The organism is Paenibacillus sp. GbtcB18 (assembly GCF_019091125.1).
GTDB lineage: Bacteria > Bacillota > Bacilli > Paenibacillales > NBRC-103111 > Paenibacillus_F > Paenibacillus_F chitinolyticus.
Genome location: NZ_JAGXJX010000001.1, coordinates 546,289 through 566,848, shown reverse-complemented (window position 1 = coordinate 566,848; position 20,560 = coordinate 546,289). Strand labels below are relative to the sequence as shown.

Annotated in this window: 21 protein-coding genes and 1 riboswitch; of the genes, 3 read left to right on the top strand and 18 right to left on the bottom strand. The window is 54.8% G+C overall.

Annotated elements, in window-relative coordinates:
• Positions 1 to 39 precede the first annotated feature (39 nt).
• The 5 genes from KVT34_RS02795 to KVT34_RS02775 all read right to left on the bottom strand — a co-directional run bounded on the left by KVT34_RS02795 (position 40) and on the right by KVT34_RS02775 (position 3,594).
• On the bottom strand, positions 40 to 2,016 hold the full coding sequence (locus tag KVT34_RS02795; protein ID WP_217556561.1) for a vWA domain-containing protein: 1,977 nt from the start codon (positions 2,014 to 2,016) through the stop codon (positions 40 to 42).
• Between the two features lie 2 nt (positions 2,017 to 2,018).
• Positions 2,019 to 2,930, bottom strand: coding sequence for an AAA family ATPase (locus KVT34_RS02790; protein WP_217556560.1), 912 nt, complete (start codon positions 2,928 to 2,930; stop codon positions 2,019 to 2,021).
• Positions 2,931 to 2,995: 65 nt separating this feature from the next.
• Positions 2,996 to 3,205 carry a hypothetical protein gene (locus KVT34_RS02785; RefSeq protein ID WP_217556559.1) on the bottom strand — a complete coding sequence of 70 codons (210 nt, stop codon included), beginning with the start codon at positions 3,203 to 3,205 and terminating at the stop codon, positions 2,996 to 2,998.
• A 30-nt stretch (positions 3,206 to 3,235) separates the two neighbouring features.
• Positions 3,236 to 3,439, bottom strand: coding sequence for a hypothetical protein (locus KVT34_RS02780; RefSeq protein WP_217556558.1), 204 nt, complete (start codon positions 3,437 to 3,439; stop codon positions 3,236 to 3,238).
• The gene (locus tag KVT34_RS02775; RefSeq protein ID WP_164977125.1) at positions 3,436 to 3,594 is read right to left on the bottom strand and encodes a hypothetical protein; all 159 of its coding nucleotides are present in this window, start codon (positions 3,592 to 3,594) and stop codon (positions 3,436 to 3,438) included. The genes KVT34_RS02780 and KVT34_RS02775 overlap by 4 nt, the downstream gene beginning before the upstream one ends.
• 330 nt (positions 3,595 to 3,924) lie before the next feature.
• Between KVT34_RS02775 and KVT34_RS02770 the strand changes: the two genes are divergently transcribed.
• Entirely contained in the window at positions 3,925 to 4,599 is a 675-nt protein-coding gene (locus KVT34_RS02770; protein WP_217556557.1) for a stalk domain-containing protein, read from the top strand.
• 148 nt (positions 4,600 to 4,747) lie between these two features.
• Here KVT34_RS02770 and KVT34_RS02765 read toward each other — a convergent pair whose 3' ends face one another.
• From KVT34_RS02765 to KVT34_RS02755, 3 genes are read right to left on the bottom strand one after another with little or no spacing between them, the layout of a single operon-like run.
• Positions 4,748 to 5,218, bottom strand: a complete 471-nt coding sequence (locus KVT34_RS02765) for a hypothetical protein (RefSeq protein ID WP_217556556.1) — start codon at positions 5,216 to 5,218, stop codon at positions 4,748 to 4,750.
• Positions 5,208 to 5,888: a trimeric intracellular cation channel family protein gene (locus KVT34_RS02760; protein WP_016424035.1), complete on the bottom strand. Its 681-nt coding sequence runs from the start codon at positions 5,886 to 5,888 to the stop codon at positions 5,208 to 5,210. The genes KVT34_RS02765 and KVT34_RS02760 overlap by 11 nt, the downstream gene beginning before the upstream one ends.
• A 20-nt stretch (positions 5,889 to 5,908) precedes the next feature.
• The gene (locus KVT34_RS02755; protein ID WP_042228048.1) at positions 5,909 to 6,991 is read right to left on the bottom strand and encodes a Gfo/Idh/MocA family protein; all 1,083 of its coding nucleotides are present in this window, start codon (positions 6,989 to 6,991) and stop codon (positions 5,909 to 5,911) included.
• Positions 6,992 to 7,261: 270 nt separating this feature from the next.
• Here KVT34_RS02755 and KVT34_RS02750 point away from each other — a divergent pair, with 270 nt between their 5' ends.
• On the top strand, positions 7,262 to 8,791 hold the full coding sequence (locus KVT34_RS02750; protein ID WP_217556554.1) for an N-acyl-D-glucosamine 2-epimerase: 1,530 nt from the start codon (positions 7,262 to 7,264) through the stop codon (positions 8,789 to 8,791).
• 270 nt (positions 8,792 to 9,061) lie between these two features.
• On the opposite strand, the gene kapB is transcribed toward KVT34_RS02750, so the two are convergent.
• From kapB to KVT34_RS02720, 7 genes are all read right to left on the bottom strand, one after another.
• Entirely contained in the window at positions 9,062 to 9,460 is a 399-nt protein-coding gene (kapB, locus tag KVT34_RS02745; RefSeq protein WP_217556553.1) for a kinase-associated lipoprotein KapB, read from the bottom strand.
• Positions 9,461 to 9,479: 19 nt separating this feature from the next.
• Complete coding sequence (locus KVT34_RS02740) at positions 9,480 to 9,842, bottom strand: thioredoxin family protein (RefSeq protein WP_217556552.1); 363 nt, start codon at positions 9,840 to 9,842, stop codon at positions 9,480 to 9,482.
• A gap of 114 nt (positions 9,843 to 9,956) precedes the next feature.
• Positions 9,957 to 10,490, bottom strand: a complete 534-nt coding sequence (locus KVT34_RS02735; protein WP_217556551.1) for a hypothetical protein — start codon at positions 10,488 to 10,490, stop codon at positions 9,957 to 9,959.
• A gap of 20 nt (positions 10,491 to 10,510) precedes the next feature.
• Complete coding sequence (locus KVT34_RS32320) at positions 10,511 to 10,633, bottom strand: hypothetical protein (protein WP_302694961.1); 123 nt, start codon at positions 10,631 to 10,633, stop codon at positions 10,511 to 10,513.
• A 19-nt stretch (positions 10,634 to 10,652) separates the two neighbouring features.
• Complete coding sequence (locus KVT34_RS02730; protein WP_217556550.1) at positions 10,653 to 12,269, bottom strand: ABC-F family ATP-binding cassette domain-containing protein; 1,617 nt, start codon at positions 12,267 to 12,269, stop codon at positions 10,653 to 10,655.
• Positions 12,270 to 12,374: 105 nt separating this feature from the next.
• Positions 12,375 to 14,324: an ABC-F family ATP-binding cassette domain-containing protein gene (locus tag KVT34_RS02725; protein WP_217556549.1), complete on the bottom strand. Its 1,950-nt coding sequence runs from the start codon at positions 14,322 to 14,324 to the stop codon at positions 12,375 to 12,377.
• 107 nt (positions 14,325 to 14,431) lie between these two features.
• Positions 14,432 to 15,520 (bottom strand): M42 family metallopeptidase, encoded by a 1,089-nt coding sequence (locus tag KVT34_RS02720; protein ID WP_217556548.1) that lies wholly within the window; start codon positions 15,518 to 15,520, stop codon positions 14,432 to 14,434.
• Between the two features lie 540 nt (positions 15,521 to 16,060).
• Positions 16,061 to 16,196: riboswitch (cyclic di-AMP (ydaO/yuaA leader) on the top strand.
• A gap of 6 nt (positions 16,197 to 16,202) precedes the next feature.
• Here KVT34_RS02720 and KVT34_RS02715 point away from each other — a divergent pair.
• Entirely contained in the window at positions 16,203 to 17,021 is an 819-nt protein-coding gene (locus tag KVT34_RS02715; protein WP_217556546.1) for a CAP domain-containing protein, read from the top strand.
• 504 nt (positions 17,022 to 17,525) lie between these two features.
• Here KVT34_RS02715 and KVT34_RS02710 read toward each other — a convergent pair.
• The 3 genes from KVT34_RS02710 to KVT34_RS02700 all read right to left on the bottom strand — a co-directional run bounded on the left by KVT34_RS02710 (position 17,526) and on the right by KVT34_RS02700 (position 20,557).
• Entirely contained in the window at positions 17,526 to 17,816 is a 291-nt protein-coding gene (locus KVT34_RS02710; protein WP_217556545.1) for a Dabb family protein, read from the bottom strand.
• Between the two features lie 73 nt (positions 17,817 to 17,889).
• Complete coding sequence (locus KVT34_RS02705) at positions 17,890 to 20,007, bottom strand: DUF6382 domain-containing protein (protein ID WP_217556544.1); 2,118 nt, start codon at positions 20,005 to 20,007, stop codon at positions 17,890 to 17,892.
• A gap of 34 nt (positions 20,008 to 20,041) precedes the next feature.
• The gene (locus tag KVT34_RS02700) at positions 20,042 to 20,557 is read right to left on the bottom strand and encodes an A24 family peptidase (RefSeq protein WP_217556543.1); all 516 of its coding nucleotides are present in this window, start codon (positions 20,555 to 20,557) and stop codon (positions 20,042 to 20,044) included.
• Between the last annotated feature and the right edge of the window lie 3 nt (positions 20,558 to 20,560).

Genomic DNA, 20,560 nt, shown 5'->3' with positions numbered 1-20,560 from the left:
GCGCCGAAAAAGAGACTGCCGATTATTCGGGACGACGCCCTACCCGCCGCTGCGCAGAAGCAGCTTGCGCAGGAGCGGAGCGAGATGCTCAGGCAGCTCGGCGGCGTGCGGGACCACGATCCCGTGCCTGCCGTAGATGTTGCGCATCGTGGTCCGCTGCGTCTCGTGAACCTCGCCGCTGGCGAGGAAGACGCTGATGACGTCGATCCCGAGCCTGCGGCATTCCAAGACGGCCTCGTACGTGTCGAGGATGCCGTCCTCCTGGTATTCGGCGGCGGAAGGCTCGCCGTCGGAGAAGACAAGCAGCACGCGCTGCTTCTCCGGGCGCCGCAGCAGCCGCCGGGCGGCGTGACGGATCGCGAACCCGTCACGGTTGTCCTGCTGCGGCTCCAGCTGCAGCAGAGCGGCGCCGCTCCGCGGAGCGGAGGACGAGCCGAAGTCGATGACCGTGTGGAACACGTTCGGCGCTTCTTCGGCCGTGACCCGGTCCGCGTCTTCCCAGAAGCCCGTCACCTCGTGCGGGATGCGCAGAGTCCGGAGCGTCTCGTGAACGAGCGAGATGCCCAGCTTCGTCTCTTCCATCTTATCGTACATGGAAGCGGAGCAATCGACAAGAAGCGAGAAGGCCGCATCGAGCTCGGGCGCGGGGTTCTGCTTCTTGGTGAAAAGCCGCGGCGCTTCGTCCGTCACGTAGCGCAGCAGCTGCCTTCGGCCGAGCCGCCCGTAGAGCAGATCGCTCCGCGGAGCGACCCGCTTGCGCTCCAGCGTCAACCTCACCGTGCGGGTCAACTGCCTCGTCAGCGGTTTCACCGCACGGATCGCTTCGCGGTATGCCTCTTCTTCGGCGGGAGTAGGCCTGCGCGGGGCTTGAAGCTCGGCGACGGCGCGCAGGCCGGAGGAGCCGTCCCCGCTTCCGGCGGAAGCACCGGACGGTATGAACGGCGCGCTGCTGTCCGGCGGCGGCTCGGATTTCCGCTCGGAAGCGGCGGAACGCCCGCGTGCGGCGGTCATCGCCTCTTCGGACGTGTCGTCCCCGGGCCTCGCCGCCGCCCCGCTGAACCTAGCGGTCCTCGTGCCCCGCTCGACCGACTGCCGCAGCGCTTCCCCGGCGGTGCTCCGCGTCTCCCGGTGCCACATCGACTGGCGCTCGCTGCTGCGGTCTTTGTCCTGCCGGGGGCTTAGCCGCTCCGCATCGTCATTCGCGAGGCGTTTCGCCTTCTTGCCGGCAGGACGTTCTCCGCGTCTCAAGGGCGCGTCCGTACCGCTTCCGGGCTGAGCCGAGAAATACGCGACCGCCGCATCACGCTCCAGCCGGTATTCCAGCAGCTCCAGCATCTGCAGGCACAGCCGGGCGTTTTCCGCCGTCGTCTCCGCCGTTTCGGCCTCCTCCAGCAGCGGCTGCATAAGCCGGAGCAGTTCTTCTACATGCTTCGTCGGCGAGGCAGATGCCGCGGAAGTTTCGCCTATCCTGCTGCCCGCTTCACTATAGAGCGCCTGCACGTCCGCCCCTTTAAACCAAAGGTAAACGGAAACGAACAGCGCGTCCGCAAACTCGTGACGGGCGAGGTGCGTTTTGAATTTGTGCGTGAAATATCCTTTGTACACGTCCGCTCTCTCCTCAAACACGGTTGAGGTTCCGGGACGAATGCGACGGCAGATTTGTTCCAGCCGCAAGTCCTCGCAAAGGGCGAACAACTCAATGCCCAGCCTGGAAAGCGGTGACTCTGCAGCGGACTCCAGGAACGCTTCGGTTTCCCGCCGTCCCGAATACCACGCACTGCCGAGCGCACGGAGATAGACGTCGCTTTTCATGCCGGCTTCCCGCTGTGCCGGTTTCCAGTCCCGCCAGAACTGGCTGACCGTCAGCAGCGCCTTCTTTTCCTCATAATGGGAATGAAAAGCGAGCTGAAGCTCCAGATCCCCATTCCGGGTGAAGGTCCGGGCCAGATCCACAAGCTGCATAAGCATAAAGGCTTCCAGCCGGTTATCGAGCAGATTCAGTTTCCCGACGAACATCGCTAAAAGAGCGTCTCCGCCACGTTGCGCACGGCGGCCCTTTCGCGTTCGTCTTCCAGCTTGGCGGCAATGGCCCGTTCCACGGCCCTCCGGGGCGGCATGAACGCGGCGAGATCGCACGCGTCCAGCAGGGCGCGGACGGAGGCCGCTTCGTCGGACAGCTGGCCCATCTGCACGAGAGCGAGCAAATCGGCGGACAGGGCCGCAAACGCTTCGAGAAGCCGGGTGTCCCGCAATTCCGTACGTTCCGTCAGCAGGCCGAGGAGCGCATCTCCTTGAAGGTAAGGGACGTCGACGGCCACGAAACGATTCTTCAGCGCTTCATTAAGCGGAACGGTTCCGATGTATCCTTCGTTAATCGCCGCAATGACGCGGAAATCCTCATGAGCCGTCACCGTCTCGCCCGTAAACGGATTGGTCAGCGTTCTCCGGTGGTCGAGAACTCCGTTAATAAGCGGCAGTGTCTCGGGTTTCGCCATATTTACTTCATCTATGTAAAGAATATGCCCGTCTTTCATGGCGGTAATGACCGGCCCCGGCACAAATTCAATCGTCGTGCCTTCCCCGGACCGGCTTAGGGTCTTGAACCCAAGCAAAGCTTCCGCGTCGAGATCCGTGGAACAATTGACGCTGTGCATCGGCTGGCCCGTCAGAAAAGACAAGTGCTCGGCCAGCTTCGTTTTGCCGGAACCCGTCGGTCCTTTCAGCAAAACGGGCTTGCCGAGCGCCAAAGCGATGATCGCATCTGTTAACACTTCGGGCTGTGCGGGAACGAACCCCGGTTTTCCGATTAAACGGAGCTGTTCCTCAGTTAGCTGCCCCGATTCAATTCGGCCGCGCAGTGTAAGGAGCCGATTTGTAATACTCTCCGGGAGTTCCCATTGCCGCATGAAATCGGCTGGTGTGCTGGTCATCCTGTGTTCTTCCTTCCCATGTTGCGTTCTCTCTTTTTAACTATCTGTCAAAAGAACAAGCGGTGTCAAGTTCCCGCCTCCTCGATAAGCGCAAACGGATAAAAATGCAGATCATTTCCGCAGGAAGGACAGCTCATGTAGGCAGGGATGTCATTGAGCATCAGCGCCATGGCGTAGGAAGACTCATAATTGACCGCCCGGATAATTTCACGGGGATGCACGTACGCGCAAGAGGAAGATCCGCAAGTCGCGCGGACTTTATATGCGTTTGCCATAGTCAGCCTCTTTTCCGGAGGACGTCGGCGTTAAGCCTTGTCCTCCCCTAGTTTGCGGTTGAAATCCAGATTCAAAATGACCGTAAACCGGTCCGGCTTCGTCGGCACGATCGCGGCTATCTCAATATAAGAGGTGCCGAATTCATTCTCCGCCCGGTCCACGAGACTGTTCAGACTATCGCTCAGTGTTGCGCTCTCATCCAGTACGACTTCGGCGAAGTATTGTTTAATCATGCCCGTTCTCCGTTCCCGGCCCGCTCTTTTTCGTAAGCGATCAAGGTGATCGGTTCCCCAGTCTGTTCCTGCAATTTGCTTTCCAGGCTGCGGATCTCTTCAATCAGTTCTTCTTTTCCGTTCAATTCGGCAAACGTGTATCCGTTCGTCTTCATGTGTTAAGCCTCCTGTCGGATCTGTCGGATGTCTTCCCGTCGAATGGTTTCCGGCTTGAGCCGTACCGCTTCTTATTCTTCCCACGCCTGTTCTTTTTTAAAAGTTATCCCTTCCCCGTTGCCCGGTTCGAAAAAAAGCACCCTCGCAAGGATGCTTTTCCGAATAATTTGGGTATTGCGCCCCTTATTAATCAATTAATTTCCACTTATAATGTTAATTATCTGCAACTAATGTAAGAACCTGACGTATATAAAGTAACCAAGTCGCCTGAATGGGTTTTTCAACTCCCGTTTTCAGGTGACCTAATCCCGAAGAGGAGTGAGAATGATTTGAAGAAGAAACTAGCAGCAACCGCAATCGGTGCCGCCATGGTGCTGAGTATGGGAACCGGAGTATTGGCCGGTGCCAACCTGCAGGAAATTAAAGCTTACCTGAACGGTTCCATTACGGTCAAATATAACGGTTCCCCTGTCCAGCTGCAGGATGAGCAGGGAGCTGTCGTGCTTCCGATCACGTATGACGGCAACACCTATCTGCCTGTCCGGAGCATTGCCAAAACCTTGAACGTGGCCGTCAATTACGACGGAGCAACCAATACGGTCCTGTTAGGCGAGCAAGCGGAAGGGATCGCACTGGCCAAGGACTTCGAAGATTCGTCCTATCACACGAAAGATCCCGCTTTGACTACATACAAGGGCAAGGACTACAAAGACGTTTATTTCGATAACGCAAAATCGAGCCGGGGCAGCAGTTTCATGCTGTATCCCAAAGGCAAATACCAGAAGCTTGTTCTCCAGGTAGCCGCGACCGGCAATGATATCGAAAGTTTTTTTGTGCAAGACAGCAAAAAAGATATCAAACTGAAAACAACGACAATCGCCATCCAAGATGGCCTGAAGACCATCGAAGTCGATATCGCCGGCGTCGAAGAGTTGTTCGTCCACGCGGATATCAAGGGAGACGGTGGCATGTTCGTCCCTCTCACTACTTCGTACTTCAAATAAATACTTTCCTGGTACGTCTTCATCTCCTTGCGCATGGTGCAAGGAGATTTTTACTTTCCGCAGATGAATCTGCTCCTTTGGCGGTTCACCTTTCTCCAGCCAGAGGAGCAGAAAAAAAGCGCCCTCGCAAGGACGCTTTCCGGAACATTTATTTCAAGTCATCGAGCTCGCGAAAAAGCTTTCTTACCGCTTCTTCATCCACTTTGCCCGCCTGCTTCATTTTGAGCAGCCGTTCCCGGACTTCCCGGGCAAAATGTTCATCCGCATCGGTATCCTCGGCGTAAGCGGGATCAAACCAGATGTAGAACCCTTCGGGACCGTTGCGGAGGAACGGCCGGTTCCAGGCGTCCGGATATTCGTACGGCTGCTCCGAGAACAGGATTCCAAGCACATCGTCGCTCTCCACTGGGAGGAGCTGATGAAACTGCTCTTCTTCCCCCGTACCCGAAATTTGCCTGTGTTTGTACGCGTAATGCACGTAATGCTCGCCGGTTTCCTTATCTTTGGACAAGGCGTACATCTCCAGCTCGCTCTGCTTTAAATCTTTGACCGTTTCCAGTCTTTCCTGCAGGAGATCCCCTGAAATTTTGCCGTGGGCCGAGAAAGATTCAGCTGACATCGAACTCTCTCCTTTCTTCCTGCAGCGCGGGAGGCCGCTGTTTGTTCGGCACGTCATTTTGCTGCAGCAGCGTCCGGAGAGAACGGCGCGGAAGCTTCCATTTGAAGATCACGGAGAACATCCGGGACACGACTACGATCATGAACAAAATAATCAGACCGAGCGGATTCTGGGGCCAGCCGATGCCGATAAGAAAGCCGGCCAGCATGGCCCAGACCGCGTAGATTTCATCTCTTAAAACGAGAGGCTTGCGCCCGGCCAGGAGATCGCGGATAACCCCGCCGCCGATTCCCGTGAGTACGGCCGCAACGATCGAGGCGCTTACAGGAAGCCCCTGGTTGGATGCGTAAAGCGCCCCCTGAATCGAGAAGGCCGCCAGACCGATGGCATCGAAGAACGATTCCCAGGATTTCCACCGCTTGATCCAGGCCAGCGGAAATATAAAAACCAGCGTCATTGCGGCCAGCGCAATCGTGAACTGGAATCCCTGCTGCCAGAGCATCGTCACTTTCTCTCCGATCAGCAGGTTGCGGACTACCCCTCCGCCAAATGCGGTAACAAAGCCCAGGACATAAACGCCCAGGATATCATAATCTTCTTCCATTGCGACAATCGCGCCACTGACGGCAAACGCGATCGTTCCGATTAAGCTTAACGCCATCCAATCCACTTTTCTGCAGCTCCCCCGGGTTAGTTAGATAAATCCCAGTCCAGTTCAACCTCTTTGCCGGTACGGGACGATTCGTAGATTGCATTGAGAATCAAGTTGTTCGTGTAGCCCGACATGACGGATGTCAGCGGTTCGCTTCCGGTCCGGATACATTCCAGAAAATGCATGTTCATCAGGAGGCGCGGATCGGTCTGCTGCTCGGGCAGCTGGAGCTCCACGTCGATTTCTTTATCGAACATTTCCGCAAACAGCTTACCGTAGGTACTTCCTCTCAAGGTGGCTCCGCCTTCCGTGCCGAGAAGATGAATATACGGCTGATTGTCGGTTTCGGTCAGCGCCGCCCAGCTCACGTCGAGCGTCAGCGTGCTCCCGTTGTCCATCTTGATCAGGGCTGTCGCCAAGTCTTCCACGTCATAGCTGCCGCTCCAGTTCGGTTTGCCCCAGCTGCCGATTCCGCGGCGTTTGGGACCGAATTCCGAGTAGGTCGCGCCGAAGACGGAAACCGGACGGGGATTTCCCATCAACGAGAGGGACAAATCCAGCATATGGACGCCGATATCGATCAGCGGACCGCCGCCCGATTTGGACATCTGGGTGAACCAGGTGCCCCAGCCCGGAATACCTTTGCGGCGCAGCCAGCCGGTTTTGGCATGGTAGATATTGCCCAACTTGCCGCGCTGAACGAGCTCCTTCACCTGCATATTGAGCGGTTCCCAGCGGCGCTGGTGAGAAATCATCAGTACTTTGCCGCTTTCGCGTTCGGCCAGGACGATTTCCTTCGCGGCCTTGACATCAATGGCCATCGGCTTCTCGAGCAGGACGTGCTTGCCGGCCTGAAGCGCTTTTACCGCGAGGGGTGCGTGCCATTCGTTCGATACGGCGATAACCACTGCATCTATGTCGGGATCATGGATCAAATCTTCACCATTTCCGTAAACTTTAGAGATCTGATGTTCTTTGGCCCGCGCTTCGGCAAGCGGAAGAAACACGTCAGCTACCGCAGCTACCGTAACGCCCGGGGTTTCAAGCAGCCCTAGTATGTGCACGTTACCGATATTGCCCGCGCCGATGACGCCGATTCTGATCTCATCATTGAGTGCCATTGTGCAAAACCCTCCGATATCACGTTAAAGTAAGTTCGGCTTTATTTTAACACAAATGAAGGACAGCATCAGCCTTCCGGCTATATTTTCAAAAAGGTTTTCTCCGAGCGGTTTTCGAAAGAATAAAACGCTGTCTTTTTTTACACACGGACATATAAAGAATATTTTCACCGTAATATAATAAAAATGCGAAATATTTTAACTTATGTACGACTTATAAATCCCTCCCCGCAATGCCCATCCTAACGGAAAGCAAGGAGGTATGACAACATGTCAAATTGGAAAAAGCACGGTACAGGTCCCCGGAGGAGCAAGGGAAGGCTGGTTCAAACCCTTACGCTGACGATTCTGATGACGCTCCTCGTTCACCTGTTGTCGGCCGCGTCCGCATTCGCGCAGGAAGATTCGGCGTTGTCCCCGCCCCCTCACTCCAAAGCGGCGGAGAAAAAACGCAAAGAAGCCGCCCTGAAAGGCCCTTCCATCCAGGTAGATCCCTCTTTTCCGTATTATCAGAACCGGTCGCCCGAAAGCATAGCCGACGAGCTTCTTCAGCGCGGGTACAAAACGGTCCATTATTTTGTCGTCAACGAAAATGAGGTGAATCGCAGCTTTATCGAAGCCCTCCAGGCAAAAGGCATCGGGGTATGGGCGCTCGTCCTCGGTAACGGGAGTTACTCTACGGCACGTTTTCCGGCGGATTGGCCTTCGTGGCAGATGGAGCTGCTTAAGCCTCTGAACGACGGGTATTATCGGTTCTCTCCCCACAGCCCGGCTTATGTTCACTGGAAAAAGCAGGCGCTGGCTAAGCTCGTGCGCGATTATCCTTTCGACGGGATCGAGGTCGCCGAGCCTTACTTTCCCGAATGGGACGGAATCAACCGCGGCGTGTACGGAGACGTCGGGCCGCTCGCGCAGAAAGCGTTCCGCGACAAAACGGGCCTGGAGATGCCGGATTTCACCAACGCCTCCTCTCCCCGCTATTATTTAACCGACACGGCGGCCTACCTGAAGTGGGTCGATTTCCGGGTTGAAGCCGTGAACGATTTCCTGAACGAGCTCATGAATGGAAAAGGCGGAGTGCGGGAAGCCCGCCCAGGCATACTGGTGGCGACCTGGTCTTTGGCTATAGACGCAGGTCCCGGTTCCTTCGACAAGCTGAGGGAATTGCAGGGCCTTGATGCCGCGGCCATGGTCGGCCAGGTTAAGCCGGACATCCACTTCCTTCAAACCCACTGGCCCGACTGGCTCAAACCGCAGGAGAGCCTTCCTCCCGATTACGTGAAGCATTACCGGGTTTTTGCGGATAAAATCAAAGCGGAGCATCCCGATCTTCCGCTCGGGGTTCAGGCGGATATCGGCTCGGCCCTATCAATGGTGAAGGACGGCGGGTGGGTGAGCGCTTTTTCGGATTCCGTTCGCGCGCTCGGCTATTCCACCTGGACCGCGTACGAATACCATTTGGGCGGTTATATGTATAAGGATGCGCCCGCACCCAGCAAAGCGCAGCGGCTTTCACGCACGGAAATAAAGATCCCTTTTCAGAAAAGAATCGACGAAGGCTCGGCGAAAGTCGAAGGAAACGTGACGGTTTCGGCAGGAACGCAGAGCTTTACCCTCAATCCCGGGGAAATCTCGGTTGACGGCAGCAATCTGCTGATCCGGTCGGACCGCCTGCCCAAAAAGGAATTCCGGCTCACTTTGCACGGTATTAAAGACACGCCTGGCTTCTGGTTCTATAACAAGACGCAAACGCCCAACGTAATCGGAGGGGAGGTTGTCGTGGAAGTACCCAAACATTAGTCACTGCGTGAATACCCACTCCAATAAATGAAGCGAATAGCTGTCACGAGTTTCTGCATGAATGCAAGGGATTGCGGGGGGCATGATTTGAACCTGCGGCCTTCGGGTTATGGCTACGAGCCCGGCGAGCTACGAAACTTACTGGAAGGCGTTGAAAAGCAAAAAAATCCTGTTCACGATGAGTGAATACAGGATTTTTTCTGCTTTTATACGGATTTATTTACGCATGTTACCTGTTAATCATGGCTCTAAAACATGTGCAGCGCCGAATTACTGCGGGAAATAGTCCCGATGCAGCTCTTCCAGCTCCGCAATGGAACGCCTTGCCCATTCCTCCGTCTGATACAGCATGTTCAGCTCGCGTTCGAGAGCCTGCTGGAGCGAAAGGGTGTAATCCGGCACATTCCCGTGATAGGCATGGATGCCCGACAGCGGCATCAGCGCAATTTCCTGATAAGCCAGCGCGCGGCGCTGGTGAAAGAACGGGACATCCCCCTGCTGCGGATTATGAAGATCCCCTTGGGAAGGATGCTTAACGACCGCAAGAACCTGAACGGCTGCTTTTATATTGGACGGCGGTTCCACGATTCGGCCTATATACTCCCCTGTTTTGTAAGATGCTATGACCAGATCACCGACGGAAGCAGTGCTTTCGTTTCTATAGTTCATAAGTGGATGCTCCTCTCTGTTACGGAGTATTGTCGGGAAAATCCGACGACGCGACGATCCTCAAATGCTGCATCCCCGTCAAATGACGAAGCTCGGCCAGCAAATAGTCGACCGATTTCACGGCATAAATGAATCGTGCGGCAGTTCCCTTCTCTACCACCACTATACAGGGGATGGACGAGATTTTCCACTTTTGCACGGATGCCCCCGCGTAATTCGCGTTGCAGGCTTTAAGGGGCAGTTCCGGCTCGATCGTCAGAGCGACGTCGAGCATTCGCCGGGCGACTTTGCAAGTTCCGCAAAAAGGGGTATGAAAAAATACGGCGAACGACTGTTTTTCTATGAGGGCCTGCTTGATTTGGTCATCGTTCCATTCCTGCATACCGATCTCCTTTCCATAAAAAAGCCGTGTTCCGGCTGCAAACCTCCGGATATATAAGACTAAAAAAATTCCTTAAAGGGCAGCAGCCTGGCGCAGAAGGAGGGACTCTCCGTTTTAGAAAGCATGGTTGTCCCTAAGCACAGACAGCGACAATAACGTATGTTCCAGCAGCCCTTCGAAGTCGTCGAGATGACTTTCGTTGACCTTGCGGCCGAACTCAAGCAAAACCTCATTGTGCCAGCCTTCGTTTTCGGAGCCGAACACGTAAGAAAGCGTCTGGGTGATGAGCGGTCTTCCGCTCCAGATGGATTCCAGAGACGAGCCGACTGCCGGACAGTCCCGCGACGGATCGCCGACAAGGAATCCGAATCTCACCGTAAGCGTACAGCCCGGCTCTGCTCCTTTGCGGCTCAACAGCTCCGCGGCCAAGTCTTCCAGTTCAGCCGTCAAATGAAGCTCCGCCCACGGAGAAGCCGTGTTCTCTTCGCCGCCGCGGAGGACAAAGCGTATCCGGTAATGGCGGCCCATACTGGATAAATCCATGACGTCCGACCGGTTCGTAACCAGAATCTCGCCGGACAGATCCAAATCGTAGACAGCGCCTTCCAAGACGACTTTTAAATTCTCGTAAACCGTCGGATCAAACATACCGGACAGCTCCTTTTCGATCAGTGTTCATTGCGGTACGGCAGTGTGGAGCCGCAAACGGAAAATCCGTCTGCAGCCGCATCTCCGGAGCGCAGCAAAGGCGCCCGGATGATAAACATCCAAGCGCCTCTTCTGTGTATCATGAACGCATGCCTCTACCGTTTAAGCGTAATACTCTTCACGCAGACGGCGCACATCTTCGTTTTCCAGATATTCATCGTAAGGCATCATCCGGTCAATCACGCCTTTAGGCGTAATTTCGATAATGCGGTTGGCAATCGTCTGAATGAACTGATGGTCATGCGATACGAACAGCATCGTGCCGTCAAAATCGATCAGCCCGTTATTGAGAGCCGTAATGGATTCGAGATCCAAGTGGTTCGTCGGCTCGTCGAGAATAAGAACGTTGGCGCTTGCGAGCATCATTTTGGACAGCATGCAGCGCACTTTCTCGCCCCCGGACAGAACGCTCGCTTTCTTAAGCGCTTCTTCGCCGGAGAAAAGCATCCGGCCCAGGAAGCCGCGGATAAACGATTCGTCCTGGTCTTTGGAATATTGACGCAGCCAGTCGACGAGGTTCATATCGACACCGTCGAAGTACTGCGAGTTGTCTTTCGGGAAATAAGCCTGGGTTGTGGTGACGCCCCATGTGTAGGTGCCTTCATCCGCTTCCGTTTCGCCCATCAAAATCTGGAACAGGGTCGTTTTCGCGTGTCCGTCCGGACCTACGAAAGCGATTTTGTCGCCTTTGTTCACGGTGATGGAAATATTGTCAAGAATTTTCTGGCCTTCAACGGTCTTGCTCACACCGTCAATCGCCAGAAGCTGCTTGCCCGCTTCCCGCTCCGGTTTGAAGTTGATGAACGGATATTTGCGGTTGGAAGGCTTAATGTCGTCCAGAGTAAGCTTCTCGAGCTGTTTCTTACGGGATGTCGCCTGCTTCGATTTGGAAGCGTTGGCGCTGAATCTCGCGATAAACGTTTCGAGTTCCTTGCGCTTCTCTTCGGTTTTCTTGTTTTGCTCTCTGGCAAGCTTCAAAGCCAGTTGGCTGGATTCGTACCAGAAGTCATAGTTGCCGACGTACATCTGAATTTTGCTGAAGTCGATGTCCGCGATATGCGTACAAACCTGGTTCAGGAAGTGACGGTCATGGGATACCACGATGACGGTGCCTTCGAATCTGGCCAGGAAGTTCTCCAGCCACTGGATCGATTCGAGATTCAAATGGTTGGTAGGCTCATCGAGCAGCAGAATATTTGGGCTGCCGAACAAAGCCTGTGCAAGAAGGACGCGGACTTTCTCGTTTCCGTCCAGATCTTTCATCTTCTGCTCGTGAAGCTCTTTCGGAATACCGAGACCGATCAAAAGCTCGGCCGCATCGGATTCCGCCTGCCAGCCGTCCAGCTCGGCGAATTCGCCTTCCAGCTCGCCCGCACGGATACCGTCTTCTTCGGAGAAATCCGATTTCGCGTAGAGAGCGTCTTTCTCTTCCATAATCTGAAAGAGGCGCGCATGACCCATCATGACCGTTTTCAGAACATCGGTTTCGTCGAATTCGTAGTGGTTCTGCTTCAGAACCGCCATACGTTCGCCCGGTGCGATATGAACGTCGCCTTTGTTGGGCTCGATTTCGCCGGACAAAATTTTCAGAAACGTGGATTTTCCCGCCCCGTTAGCGCCGATCAGGCCATAGCAGTTGCCGGGAGTAAATTTAATATTAACGTCTTCAAAAAGAGCGCGTTTGCCGTATCGAAGCGTTACATCCGTTACAGTAATCATGAGTGCGGTTAACCTGCCTTTTTGTATAATCGCGGCTTCTTCCAAGCCAATTCCCTCTAGTATAGCATAAAAAAGGACTCCCCGCTCGTAATTGCGGGAATGAGCTTACTTGCCGCGCTCGATTTCCTCCACGAGCTCCGAGAGAATCGTCCAGCGTTCCATCGCCTGCTCCAGCTCTTCACCGGCGGCAATCTCCTCCGCGTACAGCTCCTGTACCCGGCCGTAGTCGCTTCCGGCCTTCGCGATATCGCTCTTGATCCGCTCCAGCTTCTCTTCCAGAGCCGCGATGCGGTCCTCGATCGTATCCCATTCCTTTTGCTCGTTGAAGGAGAGTTTTTTCTTCTTCGCGCGTTCCCCGCCCGAAACCGCTCCGGCTGTTCCGGTGGATGGTGCGGATGGTGCGGAGTCCTGGACTCGGGCTTTTTCTTTGGCTTCGGGCTTAAGCTCGGAAGCTTCACGCTGTTGTTTGAGCTCCAGGTATTCGGAGTAGGTTCCGATATACGATTCGATTTCGCCCCCGCCCGTAAACGAAAACAGATGGTCGGCGGTCCGGTCCAGGAAATAACGGTCATGGGATACCGTGATGACGGCGCCGGGAAACTGCTCCAGATAGTCTTCCAGAATGGACAAGGTCTGAATATCCAGATCGTTCGTCGGCTCGTCTAGCAGCAGGACGTTCGGCTCTCCCATCAGTGTACGCAGCAGATAGAGCCGGCGCTTCTCGCCCCCGGAAAGTTTCCCGATCGGCGTCCACTGGAGATTCGGCGGGAACAGGAATCTTTCCAGCATCTGCGCCGCCGTGATGCTCTCTCCGTCCTTCGTCCGGATGACCTCGGCCGCCTCGCGGACATACTCGATGACACGCTGCTTGTCATCCATCTCTACACTTTCTTGCGTGTAGTAGGCCAGTTTGACGGTGCTCCCCCGCTCGATTTCGCCGCTGTCCGGGCTGAGACGTCCGGCCAGCATATTCAGCAGCGTCGATTTGCCGCTTCCGTTGCGGCCGATAATGCCGATCCGGTCGTCCGGCAGCACGATGTAGCTGAAATCACGGATGAGCTCACGGCCCTCGTAGCCTTTGCTCACCTGCTTCAGCTCGATGACTTTGCGGCCGAGGCGGCTGCCTGCCAGAGCCATATCGAGCTTGGCCGCAGGCCCGTCGACTTTGCGGTCGCGCAGCTCCTCCGCCCGTTCGACGCGAGCTTTCTGCTTCGTCGTGCGGGCTTTCGCGCCGCGGTGCAGCCAGGCGAGCTCTCTGCGAAGCAGATTGCGCCGCTTGTCTTCACTGGCTGCCTCACGCTCCATGCGCTCGGCCTTTTTCTCCAGAAACGTCGTGTAATTGCCTTCATAGCTGTATATGCTGCCGCGGTCGAGCTCCAGGATGCGGCTCGTCACACGCTCCAGGAAATAGCGGTCGTGCGTGACGAGCAGCAGAGCGCCTTTCCACTTGCTCAGAAACTGCTCCAGCCAGTCCACCGTCTCGTTGTCGATGTGGTTGGTAGGCTCGTCGAGAATAAGCAGATCGGCGGGCTGGATCAGTACCCGGGCCATAGCTACACGCTTACGCTGGCCGCCGGACAGCTCGCCTACGGGCTTGCCGAATTCCGTGATGCCCAGCTTGGTGAGGACTGTTTTGGCCGTTGTGCCGGCTTCCCACGCGTCCAGCTCGTCCATTCTCGCCTGCACCCGCATCAGCTTCTGCTGGGCAGCCTCGTCTTCGGGGCTGCTTTCAAGGGCCGCAAGCGCCTGCTCGTAGTCGCGGAGCACCTTCATAAGCGGCGTTTCTCCGTAGAAAACCTGCTCCAGAACCGTTGAACGTTCATCGAACTCCGGCTGTTGAGGCAAGTATTCCACTCGGAAATGATTGGAATGAACGATCGATCCGGAATCCGGCGTTTCCAAACCGGCCAAAATTCTCAGCAGGGATGACTTGCCGGTGCCGTTGACACCGATCAGGCCGATCCGCTGTTTTTCCGAGATCGTAAAGGAAATATCGTCGAAGAGAACTTTCTCTCCGTAAGTTTTTACTAGATGTTCGGCATGAATAATACTCATGAGTTCCTCCGTCCTTAAGTGCCGCGCCAAATGAACCCGGCTGCTCTCATGCCCGCCGTCGGGCGTACGGATGAGACCAGCCGGATGTATAATCGATTTCTTCGGGTTTAAACCGGGCTGACCGGATTTTCCGGCTGTCCGGGATCGCTCGCTGCCGCGGCCGGGTGCAGAATATATTGCAGCAGCAGAGAGGCCGTTCCCGCGATGGCGTCCACATGCGTGCGTTCCATGCCGTGCGAGGCATGAACGCCGGGACCGATCAACGCGGCACGGATGTTGCTGCCTCCGCGGAGCGCCGCGGAAGCGTCCGAGCCATACTGCGGGTACACATCCACCACGTGTCGGATCCCGGAGCGTTCCGCGAGGCGTATAAGCTGCGAGGTCATCGCGTAGTCGTAGGGACCGCTGGAGTCTTTTGCACAGATGGAGACGTCCTGCTCGGTGCAGGTCAGATCATCCCCCATGGCGCCCATATCGACGGCAAGAAGCTCGTCAATGTCAGCCGGGATGTAAGAAGCCCCGTGACCGACTTCCTCGTAAGTGGTCAAAATGATTTTAACGGTGCAGGCCGGTTCGATCAGCTCGTTCTTCAAAAGATCCAGAAGGGCGAACAGTGCGGCCACACTCGCTTTATCGTCGAGATGACGGGACTTGACATACCCGTTCTCCAGCATGCGGACACGCGGCTCGAAAGAGACGAAATCCCCGACCCGGATTCCCAGCTTCTGTACGTCTTCCTTGTTGAAAGCTAGCTCGTCCAGGCGAACTTCCATGTTCTCCTCGACGCGTTTATGGTCTCTCGCATCCGGAAAAACGTGAACCGAAGGCTTAGTGGTCAAAATAGTGCCTTCATAGCTGAGTCCCTGGCGGGTATGAACGCGGCAGTACTCGTTTTCGATGGCCGCCATCATAAAACCGCCTACCGACGTAAGGCGCAGACGCCCGTTGTCCTTGATGGACCGGACCATCGCCCCGAGCGTGTCCACATGAGCCGAGAGCCCGATCGTGTAATCGTTCCGTTTGCCCGGAATCGTAATGATGCCGCAGCCTTTATTTGTCAGTTCCAGCTTGTAGCCCAGCTTCTCGGCCTCTGCCTTCACTTTATCCATAATGTGGTGAGTATATCCGCTCGGGCTTGGCGTTTGCAAAAGCATGTCCAGCACTTCCAGCAGATACGTTCTGTTTACTTGCTCCATAAACTCAACCTCTCCTTTTCCTATCCCGGTACGAGTAGTGTCGCTCTGCAAACGAAACCGTTTAACGGTAAAGCTCTCCGCCTGACCGGCGGCCGGTGTCCGTTTCTGAGCGCTATGTAAAGACTTGCTTCCACTTAATACCCCAAAAATTCCTCTATCCATCAACCCTAATTGTCGCAGGCAGAGCCGCCGGGTTCTATCCTTCCGTATGGTTATGCCGGTGCAGGTAAAGTTAACCGGTGAAGTTCCGTTTGGAGACTCTCACTTATTTTACAATCTTGCAAGTTTCCGTAAAAACGATTGTGAATACCGGAAATTTACGCCAAATCGGCATGCCTGCAAAAGCAGTCTTACTGGTGATACTACACTGTTTCCCCGTTGTTTTCAAACGATAAACCCGTTTCGGGAAAAACAATCCGGCCGCGGTTGGAAAACTTTGTCCCGTGAAATCTAGCAAATCGCATGCTAGGATTAAAAGGCTTCTTCCGAGAGAGATGCAAAGCCGCGGGACATGCCCGCTCCTCTTCTCAGACAGAAAGCAAAAAAATAAGGCCGAAGCTTCTGTGGAAGCACGGGGGAACCCATATTTGGGGTGAAGCCATGATGTTCATGGCCGGGTGATTGCTCTTTGACCCGAATCCGTCAGCTAACCTCGCAGGCCGATAAAAGGAGAGATTTTAACTTGAAATCTATTAAAAAAGCAACTCTCGTTGGTGTTTTTGCCCTTACGTCCGTTTTCGGTGCAGGCGCCGCATCCGCGTCCGCCGAGCCATGCAACGTTTCCGGCGGAAACACGCTCGCGACCTTTTCGAACAAATACGGCATTGATCTTGCCTCTCTTCTTACATCCAATCCGCAGCTCAATAATCTGAATTTCATTTGGAAAGGCACGCAGATCGTCGTACCGGCCGCACCTCCCGCTGCGGAGAAACCGTCTGCCGAGGCGCCGTCTGCGCCAACCGCACCTGAAAAGAAACCGGAAGCCCAGAAACCTTCCGCACCACCGGTAAAACCGAGCACGCCCGCTCCGGAAACTCAGGCACCCGTAAGCACGCCGAAACCGACAACCAAGCCGTCCGCACCTGTCGCGACTCCGGCGCCGAAACCAACTGAAAAACCTGCTTCTTCCCAATCGGAATTCGCGGATCAGGTCGTAACGCTGGTGAACCAAGAACGTGCCAAAGCGGGTTTAAAACCGCTCGCTTCCGACAGCGCGCTTGCCGCGATGGCATTGGACAAAGCGAAGGATATGTATACAAATAACTATTTCGACCATAACTCTCCGACGTACGGATCTCCATTTGATATGATGAAATCTTATGGCATCTCTTATACGTATGCAGGCGAAAACATCGCCAAAGGACAGCGCACTCCGCAAGAAGTAATGAACTCGTGGATGAACAGCCAGGGTCACCGTGAAAACATTTTGAGCCCGAACTTTACGAAAATCGGAGTCGCTTACTATAACGGCGAATGGGTTCAAGAGTTTATCGCGAACTAATCCGATTTTGCAACAAGTGCACGCATGCGGATGTAAGACTAAATACTGTTTAAGGATATAATACTGTTATCGAATCTAATGCAGCTATGAAAAGCGGCCCGTTCCTGAACTGGAACCGGTCGTTTTTTTTACGGAAAAACTGGCGGCTAAGAGCTGATGCCCGGGCAGCAGAAATCATAATACAGAAGACCTGGGGGAAACTAAGCTGGACGAGTTATTTAAGTAAGGCATGGGTTAATCCTTCGGCAACATTAAGATAAGGGGATTCAGAAGGAGAGCTTTATGCGGCCGCGTTATTTCAGATGGAGTTACAGTGGCACTGCGCTATTCGGAGAGAGGATTACTGCGTTGAATAACATCGGAACATAGGAATCCGCTCACCTGGAAATGATGGCAACTCTGACTTTCACATCGAGTGTTTTGCCGCCGGCTTCGCCATAAAAAGAACCTGCCGCGAATACAGGCAAGTTCTTACGGGCGTTACTCGATTTTTTTCGTAAAAAATTAGCTTTCAAAGTCTACGCAAGGAGCGACGCCGTCTTTGGCTTCGCCCATATAAGCAAGCACATCCTGGTGGACGGGGTGCACATTATAAGCTTTGAGATCTTCAAGCGAGTTAAACTTTGTGATCAAAACCAGGTCGTAAGAACGTTCGGAATGGATCACATCCGCGCCCACTTCGATATGCAGCAGTTCGGAAATTTTGCCTTCCATGTTCTGCAGCTTGGTTCTTGCTTGTTCGACGGACTCCGGGCTGCGGTCTTTAAGCTTGAAAAACACGACATGTGTAATCATTGTACATTCTCCTCTTTCCCGTTTCTTCAACAACCCGTCCATTATACCATTATCGTTCCACGACAGGAACTGGTTAGCCGAATCGGAAGTTAAATTCGGTATGAATGATCCGCACCACATCCCCGTCTTTCAAAGCGACCATTTGATATGGAACGAGCATTCCGTGGTTCAGAAACGTACCGTTTCGCGAACCGAGATCTTTGACCGCATAACCTTCCGGCGTCCGTAAAAATTGCGCGTGAATCCGCGAGATTCCGAGTACATCTTCGATATAGTCGGCATCTCCTCCTCCTCGCCCGATTATAAAAGAATCCGCGTCGAGCAGGATCGTCTCCTTCCGCCCTTCCCGCATTACTTCAAGCACGGGATGGCGGAACTTCGTATGCGGCGGGGCTGACGCGGCACCGAGGAAGACGGTTTCATCTGCGTTATTCACCGCAGATAGCGGCGGAGCCAGGAGCGTCGTACGTTCGCCCAGTCCGGCGTAGTACTGCTCAAGCGATACCGGCTCCTGTGCCGCTGCAGGCGGATTCGGGCTGCTGCCGGAGGAGGCCGCTTCTTCCAACTGGCTGTTACGCCGGCCCGGAAGGCCGATTGCCAGCAGTACGTAAGCGGCATCCAGCACCAGCAGCGTCGCTCCGCTGCTGATGTACAGCAGCGGGGGTTCGGGCGCGCTGAAATAAGCGTTCCAGATCATCCCGATGATCAGGAATGCGCCTCCCAGCGCGAGGATTTTGACGCGGGACCCGCGAAGCGGTCCTGCGGAGGCGGCCGCTCCGGCGGGCGCGGCTTTCCGCTGCGGCGGCTGCGGCATTGCGTGCAGCGCTATGTGCGGCTGCGACGCTCCGTGCGACGCGCTGTGCGGCTGCGGCATTGCGCGCGGCTCGTCGTGGAGCTGCGGCGGTTGCCCGGCCGCCTGCCCGCCGGAGCCGGTCTGCCGCCAGCTGAACGGCACAGCCGCGGCAGACTGCGGCACGGTTTGCGCAGCAGCGCTTGAAGCGGCCGCTGCAGGTGAGACGATGCGCGGAGCTGCCGTACGGTGAACAGGCACTTCAATGCCAGCGGGAGTTATTTCAGCGCTCGCGGAAAAGCGGGTTACGGCCGCAGAAGCGTCTGCGGATGAACCTTTTGCTAAGGTTGCCGGAGTCGGATCGAGGCCCGCAGCGGAAGCGGCATTGTCCCGCGACACCGGATGCGTATAGCTCGAAACGGCTGAAGCAGAAGCCGTATAGTTCGCTTCAACAGGCACAGGATAATCGGAACCGTCCGCAGCAATTAGCTGACGTTTTCGGATAAACCTTTCTGCAGCTCCTCGCGGCTTGGTATCTGTTCGGCTTTCGTCCACAAGCCTATGAGGCGGTCCAGTCCCGCCTTGGGGCACATATGCGCTCTCTCTTCGCAAAAGTCCGTCACCGACATCATTACTTTCTCTCTGAAAATGCAGCGCGTCCGTTTCATGAATATCTTGCCCCGGCTTCTTCAAAACGGAAAACGCATAACCGCTCCGCTCACTGAACTCTGCAGAACCAGACATTTCTGAGTTCGGAACGTTTGAAGCTCGAACAATCGTGTCCGACTCCTTGCCTCCTTTCCCGATGTCTTCCTCAATTCTTAGCCTATTCTCGCTTATTTCCACATAAATTTGCCTTTTGAATTCTCGAACGGAGAAGTTTTCACGCTCGCAGTACTTGGCAAGTCTCTCGAGACTTCCACGCTCTTCCGCTCGGAGCCGGCTGCCCAAATCTCGAACAAGCGCGCTCCACATGACGGATGCAGATGCAGCCGGAATTTCCTTTATAGGGAGGCACAGCAGCGAGACGTCTGCCCAGCCCCTTTCGATATATATGTAATTTTTATCCACTACAAACTGAGCCTCATTCAGCATAAAATTGCCGCTATCGCTTACACAAGCCGCCGCTTCGTACAGCAGTTGAAGACATCCGGCGGGATCTGGACTGCGCTCTTTAAGGATTGCTGCCAGAGACCGTCTGGAGGCGAGGTTATAGAGCAGCCTGATACGACTATCGATCTCTTCCACCTTCAAAGACAGTACCCGCGGAATAGCGTGTTCTTCAAGCATCTTTAGCTGCAAGGGCGCCAGGCGTTCAATGTTCAGCTCTTCTTCCAAGCCCACTTCCAGCCACCTGCCTTGCGACAACCGTATGCTTGCCTGCAATCCGAATATTTCCATAGCTTCATCCTTTCGCATCTCTGGCGGGATTCTGTCAAAAAGCAAGGCTTCCGTACCAGTAAGCAGCCAGAACCCCCGGCAGTACCGCATACATAAAGGGAAAACGCAGTTGATCACGTTGTCTCAAGCTTTTCCAAAACGACAAATCTTTCAGAAACAAACATAGGGCCAATCCCCCGAATAAGCGCCCGAGCCTTTTTGCTCCTTCTTTTCTCGCAAGCAGCAAGCACAAACCGATCGCTCCCGCGAACAATAAAGAATAAAGCGCGCACGTAAAAACATAGACCCCGCCCGTTAAAGCTCCAATCGCCCCGAACAGCTTAACGTCCCCCGCACCGAGCGCTCCTGCCGCATACAAAATAAAAAGCGCAATAAAACCGGTCACAAATCCCGCAACAGAGAAAACAAGTCCGCTCCAGCCATTTGTAAGAAGATGGTACATCATTCCGATACCGACGCCTGCGGCAGTCAAGACGTTCGGAATAATCGATCTTCGTACATCGGTTACAAACGCAACCAGAATGAGAAGAGAAAGCAGCAGCTCCTCCATAGT